Here is a 25,182-nt window from a genome sequence, read left to right as displayed (position 1 = left end):
AATCTCCTCTTTTATTACTTATTTTGCATCAAACCATGTAGGACCGTATGCATAGTCAACCTTAAGAGGTACAACTAATTGAACTGCATTTTCCATCACTTCAGGTACAATTTTCTTTAAAATATCTATTTCATTACTAGGAGCTTCAAAAATCAATTCATCGTGTACCTGTAAAAGAAGACGTGCTTGTAGGTTTTCTTGTTTTAATCTAGCCGCCATATCAATCATTGCTTTCTTAATAATATCAGCGGCACTTCCTTGAATCGGTGTATTCATTGCAGTTCTCTCGGCAAAGCTACGAATATTAAAGTTTCTGCTAGTTATTTCAGGTATATATCTTCTTCTTTTTAGAATTGTTGAAACATAACCCTTTTGTTTTGCGTCCTGAACAATATCCGTCATAAAATCTTTTACCCCAGGATAACTCGCAAAATAGCGTTCAATAAATTTCCCTGCTTCCTTCCTTGTAATACCTAAATTTTGTGATAACCCATAATCACTAATTCCATAAACTATTCCAAAGTTAACTGCTTTTGCTTGCCGACGCATATTATTGGTTACTTCATCTTTTTTCACATGGAATACATCCATCGCTGTCTTCGTATGAATATCCATATCTTCGTTAAAAGCTTCGATAAGCTTTTTATCACCCGCAATATGAGCTAATACACGCAACTCTACTTGTGAGTAATCAGCAGAGAAAATGAACCAATCCTCTTCAGTTGGGATAAAGGCTTGTCTTAATTTACGTCCCTCCTCTAGTCGAATGGGGATATTTTGAAGATTGGGGTCAACTGAGCTTAGTCTTCCTGTTTGAGCAAGAACTTGATTATATCTTGTATGAATCCTACTATTGTCTAAATGAACAACTTTTAATAAACCTTCAATATAGGTAGATTGTAATTTACCTAATTGACGATAGTGGAGGATTTCCTTAACAATCTCATGTTCAGATTCAAGCTTTTCAAGTACATCTGCAGATGTTGAATAACCCGTTTTAGTTTTCTTATACACAGGTAATCCTAGTTTTTCAAATAATATAACACCTAATTGCTTTGGAGAATTAATATTAAATGACTCACCAGCTAATTCGAACACTTTTTCTTCTATTGATTGTAAACGTTCAGTCAATTCTTCCCCCATCTGTTTTAAACGGTCAATATTCACCATGATTCCAGTTGATTCCATATCTGCTAATATAAATGAAAGAGGTAGCTCAAGCTCTGTAAAGAGTTCTAGCTGATCATTTTTCTCAAGCTCCTCTAAGCAAGAATTAACCAAGCTAGCAATTCCAACAACCTTTCTCACTACATGATCAGCAAGGATGTTCTCTTCTGGAACTTTTCGCTTCACCCCTTTACCGAACACCTCTTCATCACTATGAACCATGTTATACCCGTGACGTTTCGCAACGGATGCAAAATCTTCCACAGTTTCCGAAGGATTGAGTAAATAAGAAGCAATTAATAAGTCAAAATCTATTCCTTTCAGCTCCACACCAAAACGTCTTAAAGCAACAACTGCAGCTTTTCCATCATATACAAATTTTTTCTTTGTTTCGTCTTGCGCCCATGTTTTAAATGCACTAGAATTCAAAGCAGTCTTTACCGGTAAATAAAATACTCCATTTTCATTACAAATACTTAGACCAATTATTTCACCCGTATGATAATTCTCTTCAAAGATTTCCAAATAAAGAGCACTCTCGTTCGTAAACAGTTCATCTGTGATTTCTTCAATTATTTGATATTCGAGCTTGTCGAACTCTTCCTTTTGATCAGGGTTATGTTTGACATCTAATTTATCTATTAATGAATTAAAACCTAGCTCCTTGAAAAGAGTAACTAGTTTTTCATCATTACTATTTTCATAAGCTGTTTCATCCACTGATATAGTTACAGGAGCTTCACGAGTAATTGTTGCAAGCTTTTTACTCATGATTGCTTGTTCTTGATATTCCTCGATTTTTTCTTTTAATTTCTTTCCACTAACTTGATCAATAGATTGTAATAAGTTTTCTACTGTTTCATATTCCTTTAATAGTTTAATGGCTGTTTTCTCTCCGACTCCAGGAATTCCAGGAATATTATCCGATGAATCACCCATTAATCCCTTCATATCAATAATTTGCTCTGGAGTTAAACCATACTTTTCTTTAATGTGCTCTGGTGTATACTCCTCTATTTCTGTGATCCCTTTTTTGGTAATGCATACTGTTGTATGTTCTGAGCTAAGCTGTGTTAAATCCTTATCTCCAGATATTACCTTCACTTCAAAACCATCTTTTTCAGCCTGAAGAGAGAGTGTCCCAATAATATCATCAGCTTCATAGTTTTCTAATTCATACCTTTTAATCCCATAGGCATCTAGTAGCTCTCTAATAAATGGAAATTGTTCCGAAAGCTCAGGTGGTGTTTTCTGCCTCGTTCCTTTATATTCTTTAAATGTGTTATGACGAAAAGTCGTCTTCCCTGCGTCAAAAGCCACTAATAAATGAGAAGGCTTTTCTTCATTCAAAATTTTCATTAGCATCGTTGTAAAACCGTAAATGGCATTGGTATGGATCCCTTTATCATTGTTTAATAATGGTAAGGCAAAAAATGCCCGATAGGCGATACTATTTCCATCAATTAATATTAGCTTTTTTTCCAATCGTTTCCCCTCCAGATTTATCGTATCCGAGTAGTTACCTTACCCCATTTTATCATGTACACGCCTGAAAAGGAAAATGGCCAGCATCGTTGCTGACCATATCAGTCTATTATTTTGTATAGCCCATTAATAATTTTGCATATGGTGAATCTGATGGGAGAATGATCATTGTTTGGTCACCAATTGTCTTTTTGTATGATTCTAATGTTCTAAAAAGATGGTAAAACTCTTTATCTTTCGAGAAAGCTTCATTATAGATTTTAGCTGCCTCTCCTTCTCCTTCGGATCGGATTACTTCTGCATCCGCTTGAGCTTTTGAAAGCATTTCTTTTACTACTTTATCCGTTTTGGCCTCGATCGTATTTTTCTCAGCATCACCCTTAGACAAATATTCTTGTGCCTTCGTTTCTCTTTCAGAAATCATTCGAGTATAAACGGATTGCTCATTTTCCTCAGGTAAGTCGGTTCTTTTCGTCCGAACATCAGTTACGACGATGCCGTAGTTATCCTTAGCTAAAAGATCGTTAACCATATCAGTAACCTTATCATTTAAACTTCCTCTCGATGATACTTCATCATTAATAATTTCTTCATAATTTAAGTTTCCTAATTCGGCACGGACAACTGAATAAATAAACTCTTCCATTCTATTTTCAGCATTATCAACATTTCTAGCATTGGTAATCATTTTTTTAGGGTCTACTATTTTCCAAATAGCATAATTATCTATAATCATTCGTTTCTTATCTTTTGTATTAATTTCTGCTTTCGAGACATCATAGGTCATTTGATATTTTGGAAGTGTTGTCACACTTTGAATAAATGGCAGCTTAAAGCCCAATCCTGGTTCACTTTTGATTTTTACCACTTCACCAAATTGCCGGATGACCTTATATTCTCCCTCTTTAACAATAAAGATATTTGATAGGATTAGCCCGAAAATAATGATTAAAATAATAAAAAACATCCCAATCTTTGTATACTTTCTCCAGTTCATTTCCCCAAGCTTTGTCTCTTTCATATTAATGACGTTATCATCCTTCATTATTTTGGTCGCCTCCCTCTTCTTTCTTTTCTGTTATTGGTGTTTCTTTTTCTAACGGACGGATCGGCAGGTATTTCATCGTATTCCCGTCATCATTCATAATGTAGATTTCTGCCCCAGGAAGAACCTGCTCAAGCGTTTCAATGACTAGGCGCTCTTTAGTAATTTCAGGATTTTTTTTGTATTCATTATAAAGTTTATTGAATACTGCAACATCCCCACGAGCTATTTGAATTCTGGATGCTTTTTCCCCTTCGGCTCTAGATATTAGTGCTTCCTTCTCTCCTTCTGCTTCATTCATTCGCTTATTTTCGTATTTCTTTGCTTCATTAATTTTCGTATTCATTGTTTCTCTCGCATCCGTGACATCTGTAAAGGCTTTTCGGACATCTGTATTCGGGAGCTCAACATCCTGTAATTTTACCGCCATTATTGAAATACCAATGTCATATTTTTCAATTAATGAAGTCAATAATTCACGGACACCTGCCTCTATTTCAGCTTTCCCAGATGTAAGTGCATCATCAATTTTCGAGCTTCCTATAATACTTCTCAAAGAAGATGATGTAGCGTTATATAAAATTTGATTCGGCTGCTCAGAATTAAATAGATATTTCTCCGGATTAGTTATTTTCCATTGTACAACTAAATCAGCCATGAGGATGTTTTCATCCCCAGTAATCATTTTTGTTTCATCAGGGTAATCTTTCACCTTATTTTTCTTTTGATCATAACCAAATTGCAAACTAAAAGTCTCTCGTGAAAGCTTTTCAACCGATTGGACTGGCCAAGGTAACTTAAAATGGAGTCCTGGTTCCTGGATAGCTTCCTCTGCTTTACCAAATGTTAGTATCACTGCTTGCTCTGATTCATCCACAGTATACCAAGAAGAAACAAGCACAATCCCAAGGATAATGATTGCTATAATGAATCCTGTAATTGTATAAATTCTTTTTAAACTCAATCAAACCACCCTTTCTCCCCCTATTTATCTATCTTTATGTACGTATTTATTTGTAAAAGGTTCCGAAAAAAATAAAAACGATCCGATTATTGGATCGTTTCAAAAATTATCTAATACTTTTTCATTTAATGTTTCTATTCTATGTGGTGGACATACAGTTAAAAAACCTTGAATAACTGTTTCGTTTGCATCATTGGTTGCTTGAATTTGAATATCTATCAAATGTTTATCTGGATGTACATCTACTACTTCGAATAGGAAATGAATCGAGCTATAATGATAGATAGGTTTTAAAAATTCTAATTTCTGAGTAACCACATGTGACCCCGGACCTGGTAAATACTTGGATATAGCCGATGTAATCATACCTGTTAGCATGATTGTTGGTACAATTGGCTTTTCGAATGGAGTTTGGGCAGCATAATCATGTTGTATGTATAATGGATTTGCATCATTTGTCAGTCCTAAATATAGAAGGAGGTCCTTATCCTCAACTGTTTCAGTTAAGGTTAATTTTTCTCCAATAGATATTTCTTCAATTTTTCTCCCAATCTTTCTCCTTTTTCCTAAAAGCATTACAACATCTCCCCTTTGTTTTTGAAAACGATTACATTTATTATATCATAATATTTAATAAGTACTTCGATAGAAAAAGGGATTTTTCAAAAGAATCAAATCCTTTCGAAAAATCCCTTTTTCTATTTATTTAAGCTAATACATTCATTACATTTTTAACAGATTCAGCCGATTTATCAAGCGCAGCTTTTTCCTCTGCTGTCAATTCTAGTTCGATTATTTTTTCAATACCATTAGCACCTAGGACCGTTGGAACTCCAAGATAGATCCCATCATATCCATATTCACCTTCTAAATAAGCGATGGAAGGCAGAACCCTGCGTTGATCTTTTACAAGTGCCTCAACCATTTCCACTAAAGAAGCTGCAGGTGCATAATAAGCACTACCATTACCTAGTAAGTTTACAATTTCTCCACCACCAGTACGTGTACGTGCAACAATAGCATCTAACCGCTCCTTTGGAATTAATGTTTCCAAAGGAATGCCGCCAGCATAAGAATAGCGCACTAACGGTACCATATCATCCCCATGGCCACCAAGAACGAATCCCGTTATATCCTTTACGGATAAATTTAATTCCTGTGCAACAAATGTACGGAAGCGAGCAGTATCAAGTACACCTGATTGACCGATTACACGGTTTTTAGGGAATCCGGACTCTTTGAATACTGTGTATGTCATTGCATCAACTGGATTGGTTAATACGATAATGAAGCAGTTTGGAGAATACTTAACTATTTCCTGTGTTACACTTTTCATTACTTTTTGGTTTGTTTGTACTAAGTCATCACGACTCATACCTGGTTTACGAGCAATACCTGCTGTAATGACAACTACATCAGAATCTTTTGTATCTGCATAATTAGACGTTCCGATAATATTAGCATCAAACCCTTGAACAGGACCAGCTTCTAACATATCAAGTGCCTTCCCTTTTGTAGGATTTTCGGCTTGAGGAATATCAACAAGTACAATATCTCCAAGCTCTTTTTGTGCTAAAAGGAATGCTGTAGTTGCACCAGTAAAACCGCCACCAATAACTGAGATTTTTTTTCTGTTCATAGTCATTTAAAAAATCCTCCTTGAATGGTTAGTCATGTAATGATTCTGTACAGATCTATATTAAAACTGCCGGCGATAAGTATCAACCGGCATTTTTTTGTCACCTGTTGCCAGGCTCCCTTATTATATTTCCATATTTTTGATTAGCTCTGTTCCAAATTCAGAACATTTCACTTCTGTAGCCCCATCCATTAGACGAGCAAAATCATAAGTGACAACTTTTGAAGCAATTGTTTTTTCCATAGATTTAGTAATTAAGTTAGCAGCTTCATTCCAACCTAAGTGTTCAAGTAAAAGAACACCAGAAAGGATTACTGAAGATGGATTTACTTTATCTAATCCAGCATATTTAGGTGCTGTTCCGTGTGTTGCTTCGAAAATAGCATGACCAGTTTCATAGTTGATGTTTGCTCCTGGAGCAATACCAATTCCACCTACTTGAGCAGCAAGTGCATCAGAAATATAGTCACCATTTAAGTTCATTGTTGCAACCACATCAAATTCACGTGGACGAGTTAATATTTGTTGTAAGAAGATATCAGCGATTGAATCCTTTACAAGAATTTTTCCAGCAGCTAAAGCTTCATCTTGTGCTTTATTCGCAGCATCTAAACCTTGTTCATCTTTAATTTTATCGTACTGTGCCCAAGTGAATACTTTATCGCCGAATTCTTGTTCGGCTAACTCATAACCCCAGTTTTTAAATGCTCCTTCTGTAAACTTCATAATATTTCCTTTATGTACAAGTGTTACAGATTTGCGTCCTTCTTTAATAGCATAGTTAATTGCTGCGCGTACCAAACGCTTCGTTCCTTCTGCAGATACCGGCTTAATACCAATTCCAGAAGTTTCAGGGAAGCGAATTTTATTCACACCCATTTCGTTTTGTAAAAATTCAATGACTTTCTTCACTTCTGCAGAACCTTCTTGATATTCAATACCTGCATAAATATCCTCAGTGTTTTCACGGAAGATTACCATATCAGTATCTTCAGGACGTTTAACAGGAGATGGAACACCCTCAAAATAACGAACTGGGCGTAAACATACAAATAAGTCTAACTCTTGACGTAAAGCTACATTTAATGAACGAATACCGCCTCCAACAGGAGTAGTAAGTGGTCCCTTAATTGCTATTAAATATTCACGAATTACGTCTAGAGTCTCAGAAGGAAGCCATTCACCAGTTTTATCGAATGCTTTTTGACCAGCATAAACTTCTTTCCACTCAATTTTACGCTCACCTTTGTATGCTTTTTCAACAGCTGCATCTAGCACTCTTTGTGATGCTGCCCAAATATCAGGTCCTGTACCGTCACCTTCAATAAATGGGATAATTGGATTATTTGGTGTGTTTAACACGCCATTTTCTACTCTGATTTTTTCACCTTGTGACATTTCTTTCCCTCCAATTCATTTTAAAAGCTCAAGCACCTCGATTGACTTTAAAAAACTTTTTAAATCTCGAGGGTGAGATATTAATGCAAAAACAGTATCAAAGGTTAGAAGAGCAAACTTCTAACCCGAAGATTACATGTATATTAGACCAATTTTTTTTAAATTTGTAAATAATTTGTCTTAACGATTTTCAATTGGTACATACGTTTGCATTCCAGGACCTACATATTCAGCACGTGGTCGGATCAAACGGTTATTTGAATATTGTTCAAGGATATGTGCCAACCATCCAGAAACACGACTAACCGCAAAAATTGGTGTAAATAAATCATGATCGATTCCTAAGCTATGGTAGACAGATGCAGAATAGAAATCAACATTTGGTGGAAGAGCCTTTTCTGAAGTAACGATTTCTTCAATTTTTGTAGACATTTCATAGTATTGAGGCTCACCAGTTAATTTAGTTAATTTTTCTGACATTGCTTTCAAATGTTTAGCACGAGGGTCACCTTGGCGATAAACACGATGTCCAAATCCCATAATCTTCTCTTTATTTGAAAGCTTGCCGTGAATATAGGAATCAACATTTTCTACGGAGCCAATTTCACTTAGCATTTTCATTACTTGCTCATTCGCACCACCATGAAGAGGTCCTTTTAATGCACCAATTGCTGCTGTTACACCTGAGTAAACATCTGACAATGTAGCAACACAAACACGTGCAGTAAATGTAGAAGCATTAAGTTCATGATCAGCATGAAGAACGAGAGCTTTGTTGAATGCCTCAATCGCAATTGCTTCTGGTTCTTCTCCAGTTAGCATATAAAGAAAGTTAGCAGCAAAACCGAAGTCAGTTCTTGGTGCAATTGGTTCCAGCCCTTTACGAATACGTGCAAATGCTGCTACAATGGCAGGCATTTTTGCTTGAAGACGAACAGCTTTACGGAAATTTGCTGCTTCTTCCATTACATCTGCTTCTTCATCGTAAAGTCCTAAAGTTGAAACAGCTGTACGCAATGCAGCCATTGGATGAATATTTTTTACTGGGTATGCTTTCATTGCATTAATTACTTCTTGAGGTAACTCCATATTATTCGCTAATTGTTGTTTTAAATCATTTAGTTCTTCTTTGTTAGGTAGTTTAAGATGCCATAATAAATAAATTACTTCTTCAAAGCTAGCATTTTCTGCTAAATCATCAATGTTATAACCTACATATGTAAGGGTATCATCGATGATTGAACTGATTGAAGTACTAGCTGCAACAATTCCTTCTAGACCTTTCGTTGCTGTCATGATCATCTCTCCTTTTTATCCTTCTATTATCCTAATTAAGGATGCTGATATGATAATAATACTTTAGTTATTTCTATACCCGAAAATCTTCGGGATTAACACGTTTGCCCCACTATGTACTAACGAATGCAAGCGGTCACATATCCTATTATAATATAATTAAAATTCTTGTCTATTTTGGGGCATTGTTAATTCGCTTACATTTCTATTATAAACAAAGAAGGTAAGTATGTGTAATAATTTTCTACATTTTTTGCAATTAATTTTGCTAATATTATTTTCTGAATGAAACAATTTCTAGTCATTAATTTTCACCTTGTTAATTATGTGTATTTTTCTATCTTTAAATTCGTTATTATCTGTTTTATGCAGATATCACAATTTGTGTTAACTGCACATTATTATATTAAAATAATTTTATTTCATTTAATATAGATTGATTAATAATTAGAGTTTTCTCTGTATATCTTTATTACTTTTTTTTTAACTTTACACGTTGTAAAATATACATATTAAAACGATTGGGGGCTGTAAATTGAATCCCGTTTATGTCAATCGTACCATTCGATTTTTAATAGTTTTAGGAATCGTTTTAGGTGGTGCGTTTATCTTTTATTTCGTATCAAAGGTTACTTATCCATTTCTCATCGCCATAGTGATTGCACTACTTATTAATCCTTTAGTCAATTTCTTGGAGAGAAAAGCAAGATTTCCTCGTGCACTTGCAGTGATTGTATCTATCATTTTAATCATCAGTATTTTCATTGGATTGATTACTTTATTAATTGCTGAAATTGTATCAGGAACGAATTATTTAGCTGATGTTGTGCCAAAACATGTGAATACATTAGTTGAATATATTGAGGATTTTATTGCTGGACAGGTTTTACCTATATATAATCAAGCAGCGAGTTTATTTAAAAATTTAGATGCTGGTCAACAAGATACTATTATGACTAATATTCAAACAGCTGGTCAAAAAATCGCTTCTAGTGCTGGTAACTTTTTGCAAAACTTTTTCCTCAAACTACCAGCATTAGTTTCCTGGATTCCAAATGCTGCAACTGTTTTAGTTTTTTCTTTATTAGCCACATTTTTTATAAGTAAAGATTGGAATAGACTATCTAGATTTAGTGGAAAGCTTCTTCCAGAACGGGCGATGAAAAGTTTTCGAACAGTGATAACCGATCTAAAAAAGGCATTATTTGGTTTTGTTCGTGCCCAGCTTACTTTGATTTCAATAACTTTGGTAATCGTACTAATTGGGTTATTAATTTTAAGGGTAGACTACGCAATTACGATTGCTTTAGTTAGTGGAATTGTTGATATTCTTCCCTATTTAGGAACTGGAGTTGTATTTATTCCTTGGATTATCTATGAAGCAATTGTAGGTAATATTCCTCTAGCAATAGGACTAGGAGTTCTGTACACCGTTGTCGTTGTACAGAGACAATTAATGGAACCAAAAATTTTATCTTCAAGTATTGGTTTAAATCCACTCGCAACACTAATTGCGTTATTTGTCGGCTTTAAGCTTGTGGGATTCCTAGGATTGATACTTGGGCCTGTTACCTTAGTAATCATCACAACCTTGCATAGAGCTAATGTTTTTCAAGATATTTGGAATTTCATTTTAGGGAAACCAAATGTAATTAAAAAATGACGTGAACATAGTCTCACGTCATTTTTTTTACTAAAGCTGTTTCCTTATAGTTTGTTACTTTTGTAAAAGCCCAACTACCTGCTTTTACTCCAAATAAAGGATTCCAGCGGTTCTTATAAAGATTGCAGCTCTTTGCTCAGTAAATTGAAACATATAGCCATCCTCGGTTGATATTTATTAGTTATAGCTTTACTTAAATAGTTATAAATTTGAAAAAAGAGCCTTCACTAATTATATAAATTTCAAATTATAGCACACTTGCATGGCCATTATAAATGACTCCACGAGATGGATCAACCGTGATTTCCTGACCTTCTACCAATAAGCTTGTAGCTTTTTCAACCCCTACAATAACTGGTATTCCTAAATTGATTCCTACTACTGCAGCATCGCTTGTTAATCCACCTTCTTCAGTAATTAACGCACTACATTTTTTTACGATTGGTACCATTTCTTTATCTACTCCATGAGTAACTAAAATAGAACCTGGTTCAACCTTGGCTTGAGCTTCCGCTGCACTTTTTGCTATAACTACTTTTCCATAGGCAGATTTTCTTCCTACGCCTTGACCTTTTGCAACAACATCCCCTACTACATGAACTTTCATTAGATTCGTGGTTCCAGCTTCACCTACTGGCACTCCCGCAGTAATAACTACTAAATCTCCATGCTTAACAATATCTGTGTTTAGGCTTTCCTGTACGGCAAGTTCTAACATTTCATCTGTTGTTTCAACTTTTTGACCAATTCGTGGCGTAACTCCCCAAACTAAGGCAAGATTTAAATATACCTTTTCATTAGATGTTACAGCAACAATCGGAGCTTTTGGACGGTATTTAGAAATCATCCTAGCTGTATGACCACTCTCAGTAGGAGTAATGATCGCATTAACATCCAGATTGATGGCCGTATGAGCAACCGATTGACAAATGGCATCAGTCATATTGTGTTCACTGTTTTTACTATGATAAGAAAGTATTTCATCATGATTCAATGCTTGCTCTGCATGAATAGCTATTTTATACATTGTTTGTACAGCTTCAACTGGATAAGAGCCAGCAGCAGTTTCACCTGAAAGCATGATTGCATCTGTACCATCAAAAATAGCGTTAGCAACATCACTAGCTTCTGCTCTTGTAGGTCTTGGATTTCTTTGCATAGAATCCAACATTTGGGTAGCTGTAATAACCGGTTTACCTTGTTCATTACATTTTTTAATTAAGCTTTTTTGAACAAGCGGAACAGCTTCCGTAGGAATTTCCACACCTAAATCTCCACGCGCTACCATTAACCCGTCTGATACTGCTAATATTTCATCGATATTATCGACACCTTCTTGATTCTCAATCTTTGGTATGATTTGAATATGTGTCGCATTATTTTCTTCTAATAATTGTCTAATTTCTAGTACATCTGAGGATCTACGTACAAAGGATGCAGCAATAAAATTAACTCCTTGTTGTATCCCAAATAGAATATCACTAGCATCCTTTTCTGTAATACCAGGTAGATTTACGGATACACCAGGAACATTGACACCTTTTTTATTTTTTAATATTCCACTGTTCAAAATTAAAGTATGTATTTCTTGTTTATTCATATCTACGGAAGTAACTTCCAATTCAATTAGTCCATCGTCTAATAAAATTTTAGAGCCAACACTAATATCATGAATCAATCCATCATATGTCACAGAGAACTTTTCAGTTGTTCCTAATACCTCACTCATCGAGATAATGATTTGATTGCCTTCACGTAATTCAATCGCACCATCCACCATATCATTTGTACGAATTTCAGGTCCTTTTGTATCAAGTAAAATAGCAACCGTTTTATTAGTATTTTTAGCTGCCTGACGAATATTTTTAATTCTTGCCTCATGTTCTTCGTGGCTACCATGTGAGAAATTCAAACGGGCAACATCCATACCTGATTCCATGAGTTTTTCTAGCATTTCAATACTTTCACTAGCTGGTCCAATTGTACAGACAATTTTCGTTTTTTTCATTTTGCTTCTCCTTCTTCATATTTCTAAATTGATAGTTCTTTTGACAATCGATACATATCAAGATCAACTTTATGAGGTGTACCTAATATCTCCAGTATATCATAATCCACTAATTGGTTATTTTGAATTCCTACTGCTCTTCCACCTTTTCCTTCAATTAGTAACTCCACAGCTCGTGCACCTAGACGACTAGCTAATACTCTATCACTAGCTGTCGGAGAACCTCCCCGCTGAATATGTCCAAGAACAGAAATTCGTGTATCAAAATGACTTGCTGCCTCTAATTCTTTTGCAAAGTCATGAGCACTTTTAACTCCTTCAGCGACTACAATAATACTATGTTTTTTTCCACGCTCATTTCCTTTTCGAAGACGATCTGCAATTTCTTCCATATCATATGGATCCTCTGGAATTAATATTGTTTCGGCTCCGCCTGCTAATCCAGACCAAAGAGCAATATCTCCAGCATTTCTTCCCATCACTTCAATAATAAATGTTCTCTCATGTGATGAAGCAGTATCTCGAATTTTATCAATGGAATCTAATACAGTATTTAATGCAGTGTCAAAACCGATGGTAAAATCAGTTCCTGGAATATCATTATCAATCGTACCTGGAACACCGATACATGGAAATCCATGTTCTGTTAATGCTTTAGCTCCTTGATACGAACCGTCCCCTCCAATCACTACTAAACCTTCAATTCCAAATTTATTCAGTTGTTCAATACCTTTTTGTTGTCCTTCTTTAGTTTTAAATTCTTCACAACGTGCAGAATGAAGCATTGTACCACCACGATGTATAATATCACCTACGGATCCTACTTCTAGTCTTTCTATTTTTCCATTTATAAGACCACTATAACCGTTATAAACTCCATATACCTCTAAATCATGATAAATCGCTTTACGCACTACCGCACGAATAGCTGCATTCATTCCAGGTGCATCTCCACCACTTGTTAAAATACCAATACGTTTCATGATAACCACCTCTAATTTTATCTCACATTTAATAGTAGATTGTGAAAAGGTAAAAACCTTCATAATGAATACCTTTTAATATTTCTAAAATACCACTTTATATTCTTGTTCTCAAACTTTTAGAAGACGAGAAAACGTTATCATAAAAAATTTTTTTATGAAAAGGCTCTTTTCCCAAACATTGTTGCTATTAAAGTAAAATTTTAACTAAAAACATCAATTGAAAACCGCTACACGTTTCATTTCACCTGTGGAAGGACAGCTAAAACTTTGGATAAAAATAATGTAAGCAATCGGTTCAACGATTGCTTACATTTCTAATTATCTATTATTTACTACTAACATAATCCTTTAATTCTGTAAATTCACCAATAACACGATATTTATTATAGCGCTGTTCAATAAGAACTTCAGATGATAAACCTACTAAATCCTTTAACGATTTTGCTAACACTTTATCAATTGCTTCTGCTTGAGATGCAATGTCCTTATGTGCTCCACCTTTTACCTCAGGGATTACTTCATCGATAACGCCCAATTGTTTAAGGTCAGGGGCAGTAATTTTCATAATTTCCGCAGCACGTTTGGCTTGACTTGCATCCTTCCAGAGTATTGTTGCAGCAGACTCAGGAGCAATGACGGAAAACCAAGAATTTTCAAGAACATGAATATGATTGCCAACACCTATACCTAACGCACCACCACTTGCTCCTTCTCCAATAACAATACAAATAACAGGTACTCTTAAGCCAGCCATTTCAAAAAGATTTTTCGCAATTGATTCGGAAATACCTCTTTCTTCAGCAGCTTTTCCAGGAAATGCACCTTTAGTATCAATAAAACTAATAATAGGTCGATTGAATTTATCCGCTTGCTTCATTAATCTTAAAGCTTTACGATACCCTTCTGGATGAGGCATACCAAAATTTCTCCGTATGTTTTCCTTCGTATCTCTGCCTCGTTGCTGTCCGATTACTGTAACAGGCAGTCCTTTATATTTAGCTATTCCACCAATAATCGCTTCATCGTCTCCGAATACACGATCCCCATGTAACTCAAAAAAGTCAGTAAAAAGATGTGGAATATAATCAAGGGTAGTCGGTCTACTTGGAAATCTAGCAATCTGTACACGATCCCAAGGCTTCATGTTTTCATAAATATCAGCTTCCACTTTTACAAGTCTTGCCTCTAGCTTGTTAATTTCTGCTGATAAATCAACATCTGAGTCTTTTGTAAGCTTTTTAAGTTCTGCAATTTTTTTCTGTAGCTCCAGTAACGGCTTCTCGAATTCAAGCTCATTTACCATGTTATTTCACCTGCTTGCTTATGAATTTCAAGAACATTTGTAATGGTATCTTTTAACTCTAATCGATCAATAATTGCATCTAACTGTCCATGCTTTAATAAGTACTCCGCCGTTTGGAAGTCCTCTGGTAATTCCTCGCGTACCGTTTGTTCAATTATTCTTCGGCCAGCAAATCCAATTAATGCACCTGGTTCAGCAAAATTATAGTCACCTAAGGAAGCAAAACTTGCTGAAACCCCACCAGTGGTAGGATGAGTCATAATTGATAAAGCTAATCCACCATTATCACTAAATTTCTTTAGTGCTGCACTTGTTTTTGCCATTTGCATTAATGAAAGAACAGCTTCTTGCATTCTGGCTCCACCAGAAGCGGTAAAAATAACAAAAGGAACTCCCTGTTTATCCGCTTCTTCTATGGCTCTCGTTATTTTTTCCCCTACTACTGATCCCATACTTCCCATTCGGAAAGTTGAATCCATTATTGCAAGGATTATTGGTATGTCATTTACATTTCCGCTACCCGTTAAAACAGCTTCATTCATTTTTGTTTTTTGTTGATCTTTTTTCAGTTTTTCTAGATAATCAGGAAAGTTTAAAGGGTTTTCGGATTGTAGATGTCGATCGAATTCTTTAAAAGTCCCCTCATCAATAAAGCTTTCCACACGTTCATACGCATTCATCGGATGATGATAACCACAATGCATACATACTTTTAAGTTTTTCTGCAATTCCTTTGTATATAAAATCTTCCGACAGTTAGGACATTTTGACATTATTCCTTCAGGAACATCGTGTTTAGCAGCCTCTGACGGAATGGTTGCATATTTTCTTTTCTTTGGTTTCGAAAAAAAGTCTTTAAGCAAAAGATAATCCTCCTTGTCGCTCTTTTACAATTTTCTTATTTGTTCATATAAGTGGAGTGATAAAAGTAAGTCTTCATCCAATATAGCATTAATGAGCTTTTTATATGGTTCTATATTGTTTATTTCTCTAGAAACATTTAATTGTGATGCATATTCTTTTATTAATAACCAAATTTTAAGTAATAAGCGTATATTTGTAAGTTGAACTAACTCAAAAAAGAAATCATCTTCTAATAAGTAGACTCCTTGTTCCATTTTGGTCTTTAATAAGAAAATTGAATCTTTATCCTTTTGTTGAATAATAAGTCTAATTGCACCTTTTTCCAATAATTCTTTAGTAACAAAAACATCATTTTTTACTTTTTCATCCTGTAAAATAAAGGTACTTAATAATTCAACTAAATAATGGTCTGCAAAATCGCGAAGAAATGTTCCTTCCCCTCTACGTGTTTCAATTAAACCAAGTAACTCTAGAGCTCTCAATCCTTCTCTCACAGATGATCGTCCGATATTGAGACGCTCTGATAATTCACGTTCAGAGGGAAGCTTATCCCCAGATACAAGTCCGTCATCATGAATCATTTGACGAATTTGATTAACAATCTCAAGATAAGCCTTTGTTTTACTTGTTTGTTTCTCCACTTAATAAATCACTCACCTTTACCGATTACAGCAAGCTTTTCTGTTCTTGCTCTCACTTCCTCTGGGTCCACTTTTATACGTGCAACACCTGTTTCCATCGCAGCTTTCGCAACAGCAGCTGCTACAGCTGGGGCAACTCGTGAATCAAATGGTCTAGGAATCACATAATCTGCATCAAGCTCTTTTTCATCAATAAGATTTGCAATTGCTTCAACTGCAGCTTGTTTCATTTTTTCATTAATATGTGTAGCACGAACGTCTAAAGCACCTCGGAAGATCCCAGGAAACGCCAAAACATTATTCACTTGGTTAGGAAAATCCGAACGTCCAGTACCTATTACTTTTGCCCCCGCTGCCTTCGCTAAATCAGGCATAATCTCAGGATCAGGATTAGCCATTGCGAAAATAATTGAATCTTTATTCATTGTTTCAACCATTTCTTTTGTTAATGCCCCAGCTACAGATACACCAATAAATACATCTGCACCTTGAATAACATCAGCTAAGGTTCCTTCCAATCGATCACGGTTCGTATATTTGGCAACCTCTGATTTAATGCGATTCATTCCATATGAACGACCTTCAAATATTGCACCTTTTGAATCACACATAATAATATCACGAACACCGTAGTGGTGAAGTAGTCGAATAATTGCAATTCCAGCAGCACCTGCTCCACTTGCGACTACCTTAATTTCACTTATTTTTTTGCCAACTAATTTCAATGCATTTAATAAACCAGCAACTGTAACAATAGCTGTTCCATGCTGATCATCGTGAAAAATTGGGATATTCGTTTCTTTTTTTAATCTTTCCTCTACTTCAAAGCAGTTCGGTGCAGCGATATCTTCTAAATTAACTCCACCAAATGTAGGTTCTAATAATTTTACAGTTTCAACAATTTTATCAACATCCGTAGTATTTAAACATATTGGGAAAGCATCTACACCAGCAAAGCTCTTAAATAATACTGCTTTTCCTTCCATTACTGGTAATGCAGCTTCCGGTCCAATATTTCCTAATCCTAATACAGCAGTTCCATCAGTAACTACAGCTACCATATTCCCCTTCATTGTATATTCATATACAGTTTCAGGTTTGTCATATATCATTTTACAAGGTTCAGCTACTCCTGGTGAATAGGCTAAACTTAAATCCTTTGCATTTTTTACAACAACTTTAGATTTAGACTCTAGTTTTCCTTTGTTTATCCTATGCATATGTAGGGCTTCTTCTCGCAAAGTCAAAGTTCTTCCACTCCTTTATTCTTCCTCCGAAACTTTCATTTAGGTGGTCTGACCACATTGGTCTATTACATAATATATCATAATTCTCTTTTCAGTGAAAAATATTATTATTGTAAAACGACATTCTGCTCTCCTAAAAATCCTTTTAACTGGTCAATACATTCCTGTGTAGGATTAACGGATTCTTTCTTCGGGAGTTGAATCGTTCGTTCATTTTCTTCGTAAAAAAGTATGACTGATGTTTCCCCATTAAAAGCATGAATAATCGCTTTTATTTTTTGCAAACTTTCATGTGTTGAAAATGATTGCGGGATTCGAAGAAATAATTTTTTCTTTCTTTCTTCTAAGCAATGAATATCAACAATTTCTTGCACAATTAATTGTATTCCACCATTACGTTCCTCTAAATTCCCTTTAAGCAAGACAATTTGTCCCTCTTTACAAAGTTCACGATATCGTTGGTAAATATTCGGGAAAATTACCCCTTCCATTTCACCAGTTGGGTCACTAAACCTTATAAAGCACATCAATTCTCCTTTTTTTGTCCTAATTGTCCGCGCATTTAATATGAGGCCTCCCATTGCTACTTTGCGCTGACTAGTTTGGCACCTATCGATAGTCAGATTTGAAAATTCCTCTAATAGATTTTTGTAAGGGCCTATCGGATGGTCGGATAAATAGACACCTAAAACTTGCTTTTCAAAGTTCAGCTTTTCAATTGATTTCATAGGTTCAACTTCTAGGTATTTGGGTTTTATATGAAATAGTTCTTCATCTACAAATAAATCTAATTCAGTTTCATCAGGTTTGACTAACTCAGCATGCTGAATAGCCACGTCCACACTAGCTAAAAGTGTTGCACGATCTTGATTAAACTCATCAAACGCACCAGCAAAAATTAATCCTTCTAGTACATTCCGATTAATGGATTTATAGACTGTCCTTAAACAAAAATCGAACAAATCACTAAATGGTTTGGACGATCTAACGTCTAATATATCCTTTAACCCGGCAACTCCAATCCCTTTGATTGCAGCTAAACTATAACGTATCGCTCCTTTCTCAACTGTAAACGGAAAGTAGCTTTTATTAATTGAAGGAGGGAGAATAGTAAGTCCCATTTGTTTTGCCTCACGTATATACTGTGAAATTTTATCCTCATTTCCAATTGCAGAGGTTAATAATGCCGACAAAAAATATAATGGGTAATGTGCCTTTAAATAGGCTAATTGATAGGCTATTACACTATATGCAACTGCATGGCTTCTATTAAATCCATAATTAGCAAATCGAACGATTAAATCATATATTTCATTAGCTGTACTTTGATCATATCCATTGTTAATTGCACCCGTTACAAAATGCTTTCTCTCTCGATCAAGAACATCCCTTTTCTTCTTACTTACTGCTCTTCTTAATAAGTCCGCTTCTCCTAAAGAAAAACGAGCCATCTTTGAGGCAATTTGCATAATTTGTTCTTGATATACAATAACACCATACGTATTTTTTAAAATTGGTTCTAAATCCGGATGAGGGTAATAAACTTTTTCTCTCCCATGTTTTCTATCAATATAAGTTGGGATATTCTCCATTGGTCCTGGTCTAAATAATGCATTGACAGCAACGATATCCTCAAATTCGTTTGGTTTCAACCTTTTTAATACATTTCTCATTCCATCAGATTCAAGTTGAAATACCCCAGTTGTATCTCCTTTACTTAATAATTGAAAGGTTTTTTCATCATTCAATGGGATATGAGAAAGATTGATTACTTTCTTTGTTCCTTTTGAGATATTAGTTAGAATTCTTTCTATGAGAGATAAATTACGGAGACCTAGAAAATCCATTTTTAAGAGGCCAATCTCCTCTAGTATATCCATAGTATATTGCGTTAAATATACCCCTGCATGTCCTTCTTGAATGGGAATTAAATTGACTAGTGGCTCCTTACTGATGACCACCCCTGCCGCATGTGTTGAAACATGTCTAGGTATTCCTTCCAACTTTAGAGCTGTTTCAAATAGTTTCTTATGAAGATTTGATTCTTTTACAAAACTCTGCAGCCGTTCTGATTCTTTATAAGCTTGTTCCAAAGTAATTCCAAGTTTAGTTGGTATCATTCTTGAGAGCTGTTCCAATTCCTTGGAATTGAAACCAAAAGTTCTCGCTACATCTCTAGCAGCGGCTTTTGCTGCAAATGTCCCAAATGTAATAATTTGTGCAACATGGAGATTATCATATTTCTCTGTTACATATTGGATAACTTCATCACGACGATGATCTGGAAAATCAATATCAATATCAGGCATTGAGACACGTTCAGGATTTAAAAAACGCTCAAACAGTAATCCATAGGAAATAGGATCAACATCCGTTATATATAATACGTAGGCTACGAGAGAGCCTGCCGCTGATCCCCGCCCTGGTCCTGTATAAATTCCGTTATCCCTGGCAAACTTCATAAAATCCCAAACAATTAAAAAATAATCGCTAAATTCCATTCGCTCAATAATATCTAATTCGTAGTCTAACCGCTCCATGTATGTGGTTGTTAGATTTGTTATCCTTTCTTTTAAACCATTTCTACACAAATCTCGTAAAAAACTAGAAGCCGTTTGATTATTAGGTACTGGGAATTTCGGAAGAAGCTTACGGTTCATTTCTATTTGAACATGACAAGCTTCCGCTACTAAAATGGTATTTTCTAATGCATCTATATATGCTGCAAAATCCTCAGCGATACTTTCTTTATCTTTTAAATAATATTCCTCAGACATGAGCTTAGGTCGTTCATCATCACTTAATTTTTGATTTTCACGAATGGCCATTAAACATTCATGACTAAAGGCATCTTCTTTATCTATATATTGAACATCATTAGTGACAATTTGTTTTATCTCATATTTATATCCTAACTCGATTAACTGTTCAATTAGCTTTTTTTCTTCTGGTAGACCATGATTCTGCAAAGAAAAAAAGAAAGAGTCCTTTTCAAATAGATTTTTAAAAGTTACTGCAACCTCTTTCGCAGCTTCATTATCTCCATTTAAAAGATACTGTTCAATTTCACCCTTTAACCCGGGAGTAAAAGCAAATAAACCAGAGCGATAACCTCTTAACCATTTTAATGGAATGCCTTGTTTAGATTTTGTTTGTATAGTACTGGATAGTTTCAAAAGATTTTCATAACCTTTTTTGTTTTTTGCCAATAGAACTAGAGGGTATGATTGCTCTTGATTGATTTCACTTATCACATCAATCGTTAATCCGATAATTGGTTTTATATTATTTTTTACACATTCTTTATAAAACGGCACAACACCGTATAAAACATTTCTATCTGTTATAGCTAATGCATGGTAGTTTAGCTTTTTCGCCTTCTCAATTAATTTATGAATGGAGACTGTGCTTGATAACAAACTATATGCCGTTGAAATTTGTAAATGAACAAATGACATCTATCGTCCCCTCCTTATTGATCTTCTTTGTATCTATTATAAATCGCTATGGTCAAAAAAGAAAATATGTTCCCATTTGATCTTTTTTATTAATTCTCTACATAACTAACTAAGTTGTCCCATATATATTGTAACAGGCTCTATTCTTAAACTTTGTCGAATTTATAGTTACAAGCTTTACAATTGGTAAGTTTTAAAATTAATGTACACTTTTTGATTCAACAATCTATACGGAAATATCCTTGTAAAAGAATTCACTAAAATCTTCACCTAATTTATGGTAGTTGGAGTGGATATATATGGATGAAGCTTTTTTCCCCGCATTTTTTAATAGTTTTTTTATCGCACTCGGGGTGATGTTAGGGGGCACCTTAATAGGTGGACTTGCAGCTTTTATAACTGGTGAACAGGTCTTATGGGAGATTTCCAGAATTTCCAAAGGCCTAAGAATCTGGGCAATTATCGCTGCAATTGGGGGTACATTTGATACAGTTTATAGCTTTGAAAAAGGATTTTTAAACGGAGAAACAAAGGATCTATTTAAACAATTTTTACTCATCTTATCAGCGATGGGAGGAGCGAATACGGCTTCTTTAATTATTTCATGGTTAACACAGGAGCATGGTCAATGAGAATTCCGCCTTTATATCGTCGACCTGCATGGCAGCGTTTCATTGCTGGAGTAGTCATTGGAGGATGTATAAGCTGGATTATCTTTCTGTTTATGTTTGGGGTATTGCAAGAGAAACAAGCTAAGAAAATCAAATCACAAACAGAAATTATCAATAATCTGGAACAAGATAAAAAAATATGGCAAGAAGACTATAAAGAACTAAATCGGAAAAACGCCGAGCTTTTAATTATACAAAAAGTTCAAGTAAAAATTAAGAACTATGAAAAATATAAAATTGACCATTTAAGTATTATGGAAGCCGAGAATAGGATTAAAGATGACTTAAGCTCCCTTATCGCTAAGGACTTATATAACACTTACAAAAATAAAGATTTAGTTTATAAAACAATCGAGAATAGAATTGATAAATTTAACAATCGTCCATACAAATATACGATAAAAAACATCGTTTTCTATTCTACGATAAGTATTGAACTCGAAATAAAACTGAGTTGATGGTCGTCGAGAAATTGTCAAGCGCCTTGATCTAACTAGATGAGAGGATCAAAATTTTCATTGATTACTAGTTTTTCTCATGAAAGGTTAGGCGCTAGGAGATGACATATAATCGCTCAACTGCAATAAGCCAATTGCACGTATTTATATTAATTTCTTAGACTAGTCGACATGACTAGTCTTTGCACAATTCAATCAAGTCATCTATTACTGTATCCACTTCATTCCATGAATAAACTGATGCTCCTGCTGCTAATGGATGTCCTCCGCCATTGTATTTCTTTGCTAATTGATTAATAACTGGTCCTTTCGAGCGAAGTCGGACACGAATTTGATCTTCTTCTTCAATAAAAAAACACCAAGCCTTGATCCCTTTAACATCGCCAAGTGTACTAACTAATAAGGATGCTTCTGAAGGAATGACATTAAATTTCTTCAATAGATCTTTACTAAGCTTAACAACTGCTGCCCCATTGACATACATTTCAAAGTTTTGTAGAACATATCCATGCAATTTAATCACCTTTGGATCACGCTCATACATTTTGTCATATAATTCGTTACGATCGAAGGAAAACTTAATTAGCTCACCTGCGAAATCAAATGTCTTTTGGGTTGTACTCGGATATAAAAATCTTCCAGTATCACCAACAATCCCGCTATAGATTAGTCTTGCGGCCTCATCGTTTATTTTTAACCCTTTTTCCAATCCAAATAGATAGAATTCATAAATCATTTCACTGGTGGATGAAGCTGAAGTATCTACCCAAAGCAAATCTCCATATGCATCTTCATTTGGATGATGGTCGATTTTAATCAATTTATCTCCCAGTTTATACCGACGGTCACATATTCTTTCTTCATTTGCCGTGTCACAAACAATCACTAATGCATTTTGGTAAGTCTCGTCTGGCACAATGTCTAATTGTCTTAGGAATTCCAATGATGGATCCGGTTTTCCGACAGCATAAATTTTTTTATCCGGAAATGAAGTACGTAAAATTTCTACAAGCCCACCTTGTGAACCATATGCATCCGGATCAGGTCGAACATGACGATGAACGATGATCGTTTCATATTGTTTTATAGTTTTTAAAATTTGATCTTTCATTCTTTTAACCCCTTTATAAATTGTCAAGATTATTTAATGAACCTCTGTGGCTTTTTCATTTAAAACTCGTTACAATAAAATCAATATTGTTATTATACGTGTTGGAGGGAAGTAAATGCCTTTTTTAGTATTGTTAATTATTTTATCACTGACATTCTATGTATTCTATAAAATAAAATTTGTCAGAAGTCGTCTTCCAATGGAGAAAAAATATTTATCTGGAAAATCAGGTATTGCACTTGGCTTATTCGTTGGTTTGTTTGGTATTAATCAATTATTCCTACACCCTTCGACCATTACCTACATTATAGGAGGAATTTTTATCCTTTTAGGCTTTTTTAGTGTGTGGGCAGGGATTAAGTCATTGCGTTATTTTAAACCTTTTGCTATAAAGGAACTTGAGGAAATAAATGAATAATCGCTGAATAGAAAGAGGGTGTCCTAGTAAAGGACATCCCTTTTTCACATATACTTACCTATCAATTAATTGACACATTAATAAAGCTTTTCCCACAAGCTGCCCTTCATTAAATACTTCAACGTCCATTTTCCCGAATTTACGCCCTGCCTCTAAAATGGTCGGAACAACCTCAATTGTACTCTCGATTTGTACAGGCTTAATAAAATAGATTGTTAAATTCTCAATTACTATATCGCCCTTTTTTTGCTTTTTTAATTTTCTGGAAGCTGCTTCATACACAAGTGTAGTAAATACCCCATAAGAGATCGTCCCTAGGGGATTTGTCATTTGCGGGGAAACTTCAAAATAATAGCTTTCATCACTACTATTTGCATCGATCTGAGTTGTAATAATATCATCAATTGTTTCACCAACTTGTGGCTGACGTTGGGACATTTGTAAAGCTTTTAACACATCCTGCCTACTAATGATGCCAAATAGTCGATGATAATCATCTACAACAGGAAGAACCTCAATCCCTTCCCAAATCATCATATGTGCAGCTGAAGTAACACTTGTCTTTAATCCTACGGTAATAGGATTTTTGGTCATTACCTTCTCAATTGTCACCTGATAATCATGTTCGATAATATCTTTTGAAGTGACCATTCCAAGTACTTTCATTCCTTTATCAACAACAGGAAAGCGACTATGGGAGGTCAATTTATTTTTTTTATACCAACTACCTAGATTATCATTATTCAGTAAATAGGCAGTTTGATCAATTGGGGTTAAGATATCTTCAACTAATATGATTTCCTTCTTAATTAATTGATCATAAATGGCTCGGTTAATCATCGTTGCAACTGTAAAAGTATCATAGCTTGTTGATAAGATAGGTAATTCTAATTCATCCGCTAGTTTCTTTACTTCTTCGTCTGTATCAAAACCACCTGTTATTAAGACGGCTGCTCCAGCTCTTAATGCTAATTCATGAGCCTTTGTCCGATTTCCGATAATAAGTAAATTTCCGGCACCCGTATACTTCATCATCGCCTCAAGCTTCATGGCACCAATAACAAATCGAGTTAACGTTTTATGTAGTCCTTTTTTGCCACCTAGTACTTGTCCATCAACAATATTCACAACTTCTGCAAAGGTTAACTTTTCAATATTGTTTTTCTTCTTACTTTCAATGCGAATGGTACCAACTCTTTCAATCGTACTGACATATCCTTTATTTTCAGCATCCTTAATCGCTCGATAAGCAGTACCTTCACTTACATTTAATGCCTTGGCAATTTGTCTAACTGAAATTTTTTCACCAATTGGTAAATTATCTATATATTGTAATATTTGTTCATGTTTTGTTGCCAAG

General features: G+C 34.9%; 20 protein-coding genes. 4 read left to right on the top strand and 16 right to left on the bottom strand.

The window, feature by feature from the left end:
* Positions 1-18: 18 nt before the first annotated feature.
* The 7 genes from polA to citZ form a co-directional block, all read right to left on the bottom strand.
* Positions 19-2,652: a DNA polymerase I gene (polA, locus tag I5818_RS08285; RefSeq protein ID WP_078110225.1), complete on the bottom strand. Its 2,634-nt coding sequence runs from the start codon at positions 2,650-2,652 to the stop codon at positions 19-21.
* Between the two features lie 109 nt (positions 2,653-2,761).
* Positions 2,762-3,697: a protease modulator HflC gene (gene hflC / locus I5818_RS08280; RefSeq protein ID WP_058006639.1), complete on the bottom strand. Its 936-nt coding sequence runs from the start codon at positions 3,695-3,697 to the stop codon at positions 2,762-2,764.
* Positions 3,687-4,661 carry an FtsH protease activity modulator HflK gene (gene hflK / locus I5818_RS08275; RefSeq protein ID WP_058006640.1) on the bottom strand — a complete coding sequence of 325 codons (975 nt, stop codon included), beginning with the start codon at positions 4,659-4,661 and terminating at the stop codon, positions 3,687-3,689. Before hflK ends, hflC begins: the two co-directional genes overlap by 11 nt.
* Before the next feature lie 99 nt (positions 4,662-4,760).
* Positions 4,761-5,237 carry a MaoC/PaaZ C-terminal domain-containing protein gene (locus I5818_RS08270; protein WP_058006641.1) on the bottom strand — a complete coding sequence of 159 codons (477 nt, stop codon included), beginning with the start codon at positions 5,235-5,237 and terminating at the stop codon, positions 4,761-4,763.
* 130 nt (positions 5,238-5,367) lie between these two features.
* A complete protein-coding gene (gene mdh / locus I5818_RS08265; protein ID WP_058006642.1) occupies positions 5,368-6,306 on the bottom strand; it encodes a malate dehydrogenase in 939 nt (312 codons plus the stop codon).
* A 117-nt stretch (positions 6,307-6,423) separates the two neighbouring features.
* Positions 6,424-7,698: an NADP-dependent isocitrate dehydrogenase gene (gene icd, locus I5818_RS08260; protein WP_058006643.1), complete on the bottom strand. Its 1,275-nt coding sequence runs from the start codon at positions 7,696-7,698 to the stop codon at positions 6,424-6,426.
* 180 nt (positions 7,699-7,878) lie between these two features.
* Entirely contained in the window at positions 7,879-8,994 is a 1,116-nt protein-coding gene (gene citZ / locus I5818_RS08255; RefSeq protein WP_058006644.1) for a citrate synthase, read from the bottom strand.
* 535 nt (positions 8,995-9,529) lie between these two features.
* Here citZ and ytvI point away from each other — a divergent pair.
* Positions 9,530-10,657 carry a sporulation integral membrane protein YtvI gene (ytvI, locus tag I5818_RS08250; RefSeq protein WP_058006645.1) on the top strand — a complete coding sequence of 376 codons (1,128 nt, stop codon included), beginning with the start codon at positions 9,530-9,532 and terminating at the stop codon, positions 10,655-10,657.
* 247 nt (positions 10,658-10,904) lie between these two features.
* Here ytvI and pyk read toward each other — a convergent pair whose 3' ends face one another.
* From pyk to dnaE, 7 genes are all read right to left on the bottom strand, one after another.
* Positions 10,905-12,665 (bottom strand): pyruvate kinase, encoded by a 1,761-nt coding sequence (gene pyk, locus I5818_RS08245; protein WP_071976969.1) that lies wholly within the window; start codon positions 12,663-12,665, stop codon positions 10,905-10,907.
* 23 nt (positions 12,666-12,688) lie between these two features.
* The gene (gene pfkA / locus I5818_RS08240) at positions 12,689-13,648 is read right to left on the bottom strand and encodes a 6-phosphofructokinase (RefSeq protein WP_071976968.1); all 960 of its coding nucleotides are present in this window, start codon (positions 13,646-13,648) and stop codon (positions 12,689-12,691) included.
* Between the two features lie 328 nt (positions 13,649-13,976).
* Positions 13,977-14,954, bottom strand: coding sequence for an acetyl-CoA carboxylase carboxyl transferase subunit alpha (gene accA / locus I5818_RS08235; RefSeq protein WP_058006012.1), 978 nt, complete (start codon positions 14,952-14,954; stop codon positions 13,977-13,979).
* A complete protein-coding gene (accD, locus tag I5818_RS08230) occupies positions 14,948-15,817 on the bottom strand; it encodes an acetyl-CoA carboxylase, carboxyltransferase subunit beta (RefSeq protein ID WP_058006013.1) in 870 nt (289 codons plus the stop codon). Before accD ends, accA begins: the two co-directional genes overlap by 7 nt.
* Positions 15,818-15,841: 24 nt before the next feature.
* Entirely contained in the window at positions 15,842-16,459 is a 618-nt protein-coding gene (locus I5818_RS08225) for a FadR/GntR family transcriptional regulator (RefSeq protein WP_071976967.1), read from the bottom strand.
* 8 nt (positions 16,460-16,467) lie between these two features.
* Positions 16,468-17,706 carry an NADP-dependent malic enzyme gene (ystJ, locus tag I5818_RS08220; RefSeq protein ID WP_078110172.1) on the bottom strand — a complete coding sequence of 413 codons (1,239 nt, stop codon included), beginning with the start codon at positions 17,704-17,706 and terminating at the stop codon, positions 16,468-16,470.
* A 107-nt stretch (positions 17,707-17,813) separates the two neighbouring features.
* On the bottom strand, positions 17,814-21,164 hold the full coding sequence (gene dnaE, locus I5818_RS08215) for a DNA polymerase III subunit alpha (protein ID WP_078110171.1): 3,351 nt from the start codon (positions 21,162-21,164) through the stop codon (positions 17,814-17,816).
* Between the two features lie 299 nt (positions 21,165-21,463).
* Between dnaE and ytrH the strand changes: the two genes are divergently transcribed.
* Both ytrH and ytrI read left to right on the top strand, forming a co-directional pair.
* Complete coding sequence (ytrH, locus tag I5818_RS08210; RefSeq protein ID WP_058006016.1) at positions 21,464-21,796, top strand: sporulation membrane protein YtrH; 333 nt, start codon at positions 21,464-21,466, stop codon at positions 21,794-21,796.
* Positions 21,793-22,293, top strand: a complete 501-nt coding sequence (gene ytrI, locus I5818_RS08205; RefSeq protein WP_058006017.1) for a sporulation membrane protein YtrI — start codon at positions 21,793-21,795, stop codon at positions 22,291-22,293. Before ytrH ends, ytrI begins: the two co-directional genes overlap by 4 nt.
* Before the next feature lie 175 nt (positions 22,294-22,468).
* On the opposite strand, the gene I5818_RS08200 is transcribed toward ytrI, so the two are convergent.
* Positions 22,469-23,404: a DHH family phosphoesterase gene (locus I5818_RS08200; RefSeq protein ID WP_058006018.1), complete on the bottom strand. Its 936-nt coding sequence runs from the start codon at positions 23,402-23,404 to the stop codon at positions 22,469-22,471.
* Positions 23,405-23,519: 115 nt separating this feature from the next.
* Here I5818_RS08200 and I5818_RS08195 point away from each other — a divergent pair, with 115 nt between their 5' ends.
* Entirely contained in the window at positions 23,520-23,822 is a 303-nt protein-coding gene (locus I5818_RS08195; protein WP_058006019.1) for a YtpI family protein, read from the top strand.
* A gap of 54 nt (positions 23,823-23,876) precedes the next feature.
* Here the strand turns inward: I5818_RS08195 and I5818_RS08190 are convergent, their stop codons facing one another.
* The gene (locus I5818_RS08190) at positions 23,877-25,181 is read right to left on the bottom strand and encodes a CBS domain-containing protein (protein ID WP_058006020.1); all 1,305 of its coding nucleotides are present in this window, start codon (positions 25,179-25,181) and stop codon (positions 23,877-23,879) included.
* Between the last annotated feature and the right edge of the window lies 1 nt (position 25,182).

The organism is Heyndrickxia oleronia (assembly GCF_017809215.1).
GTDB lineage: Bacteria > Bacillota > Bacilli > Bacillales > Bacillaceae_C > Heyndrickxia > Heyndrickxia oleronia.
Note: the sequence above shows the minus strand (reverse complement) of the source record. Positions and strands in the feature narration are given on the sequence as shown.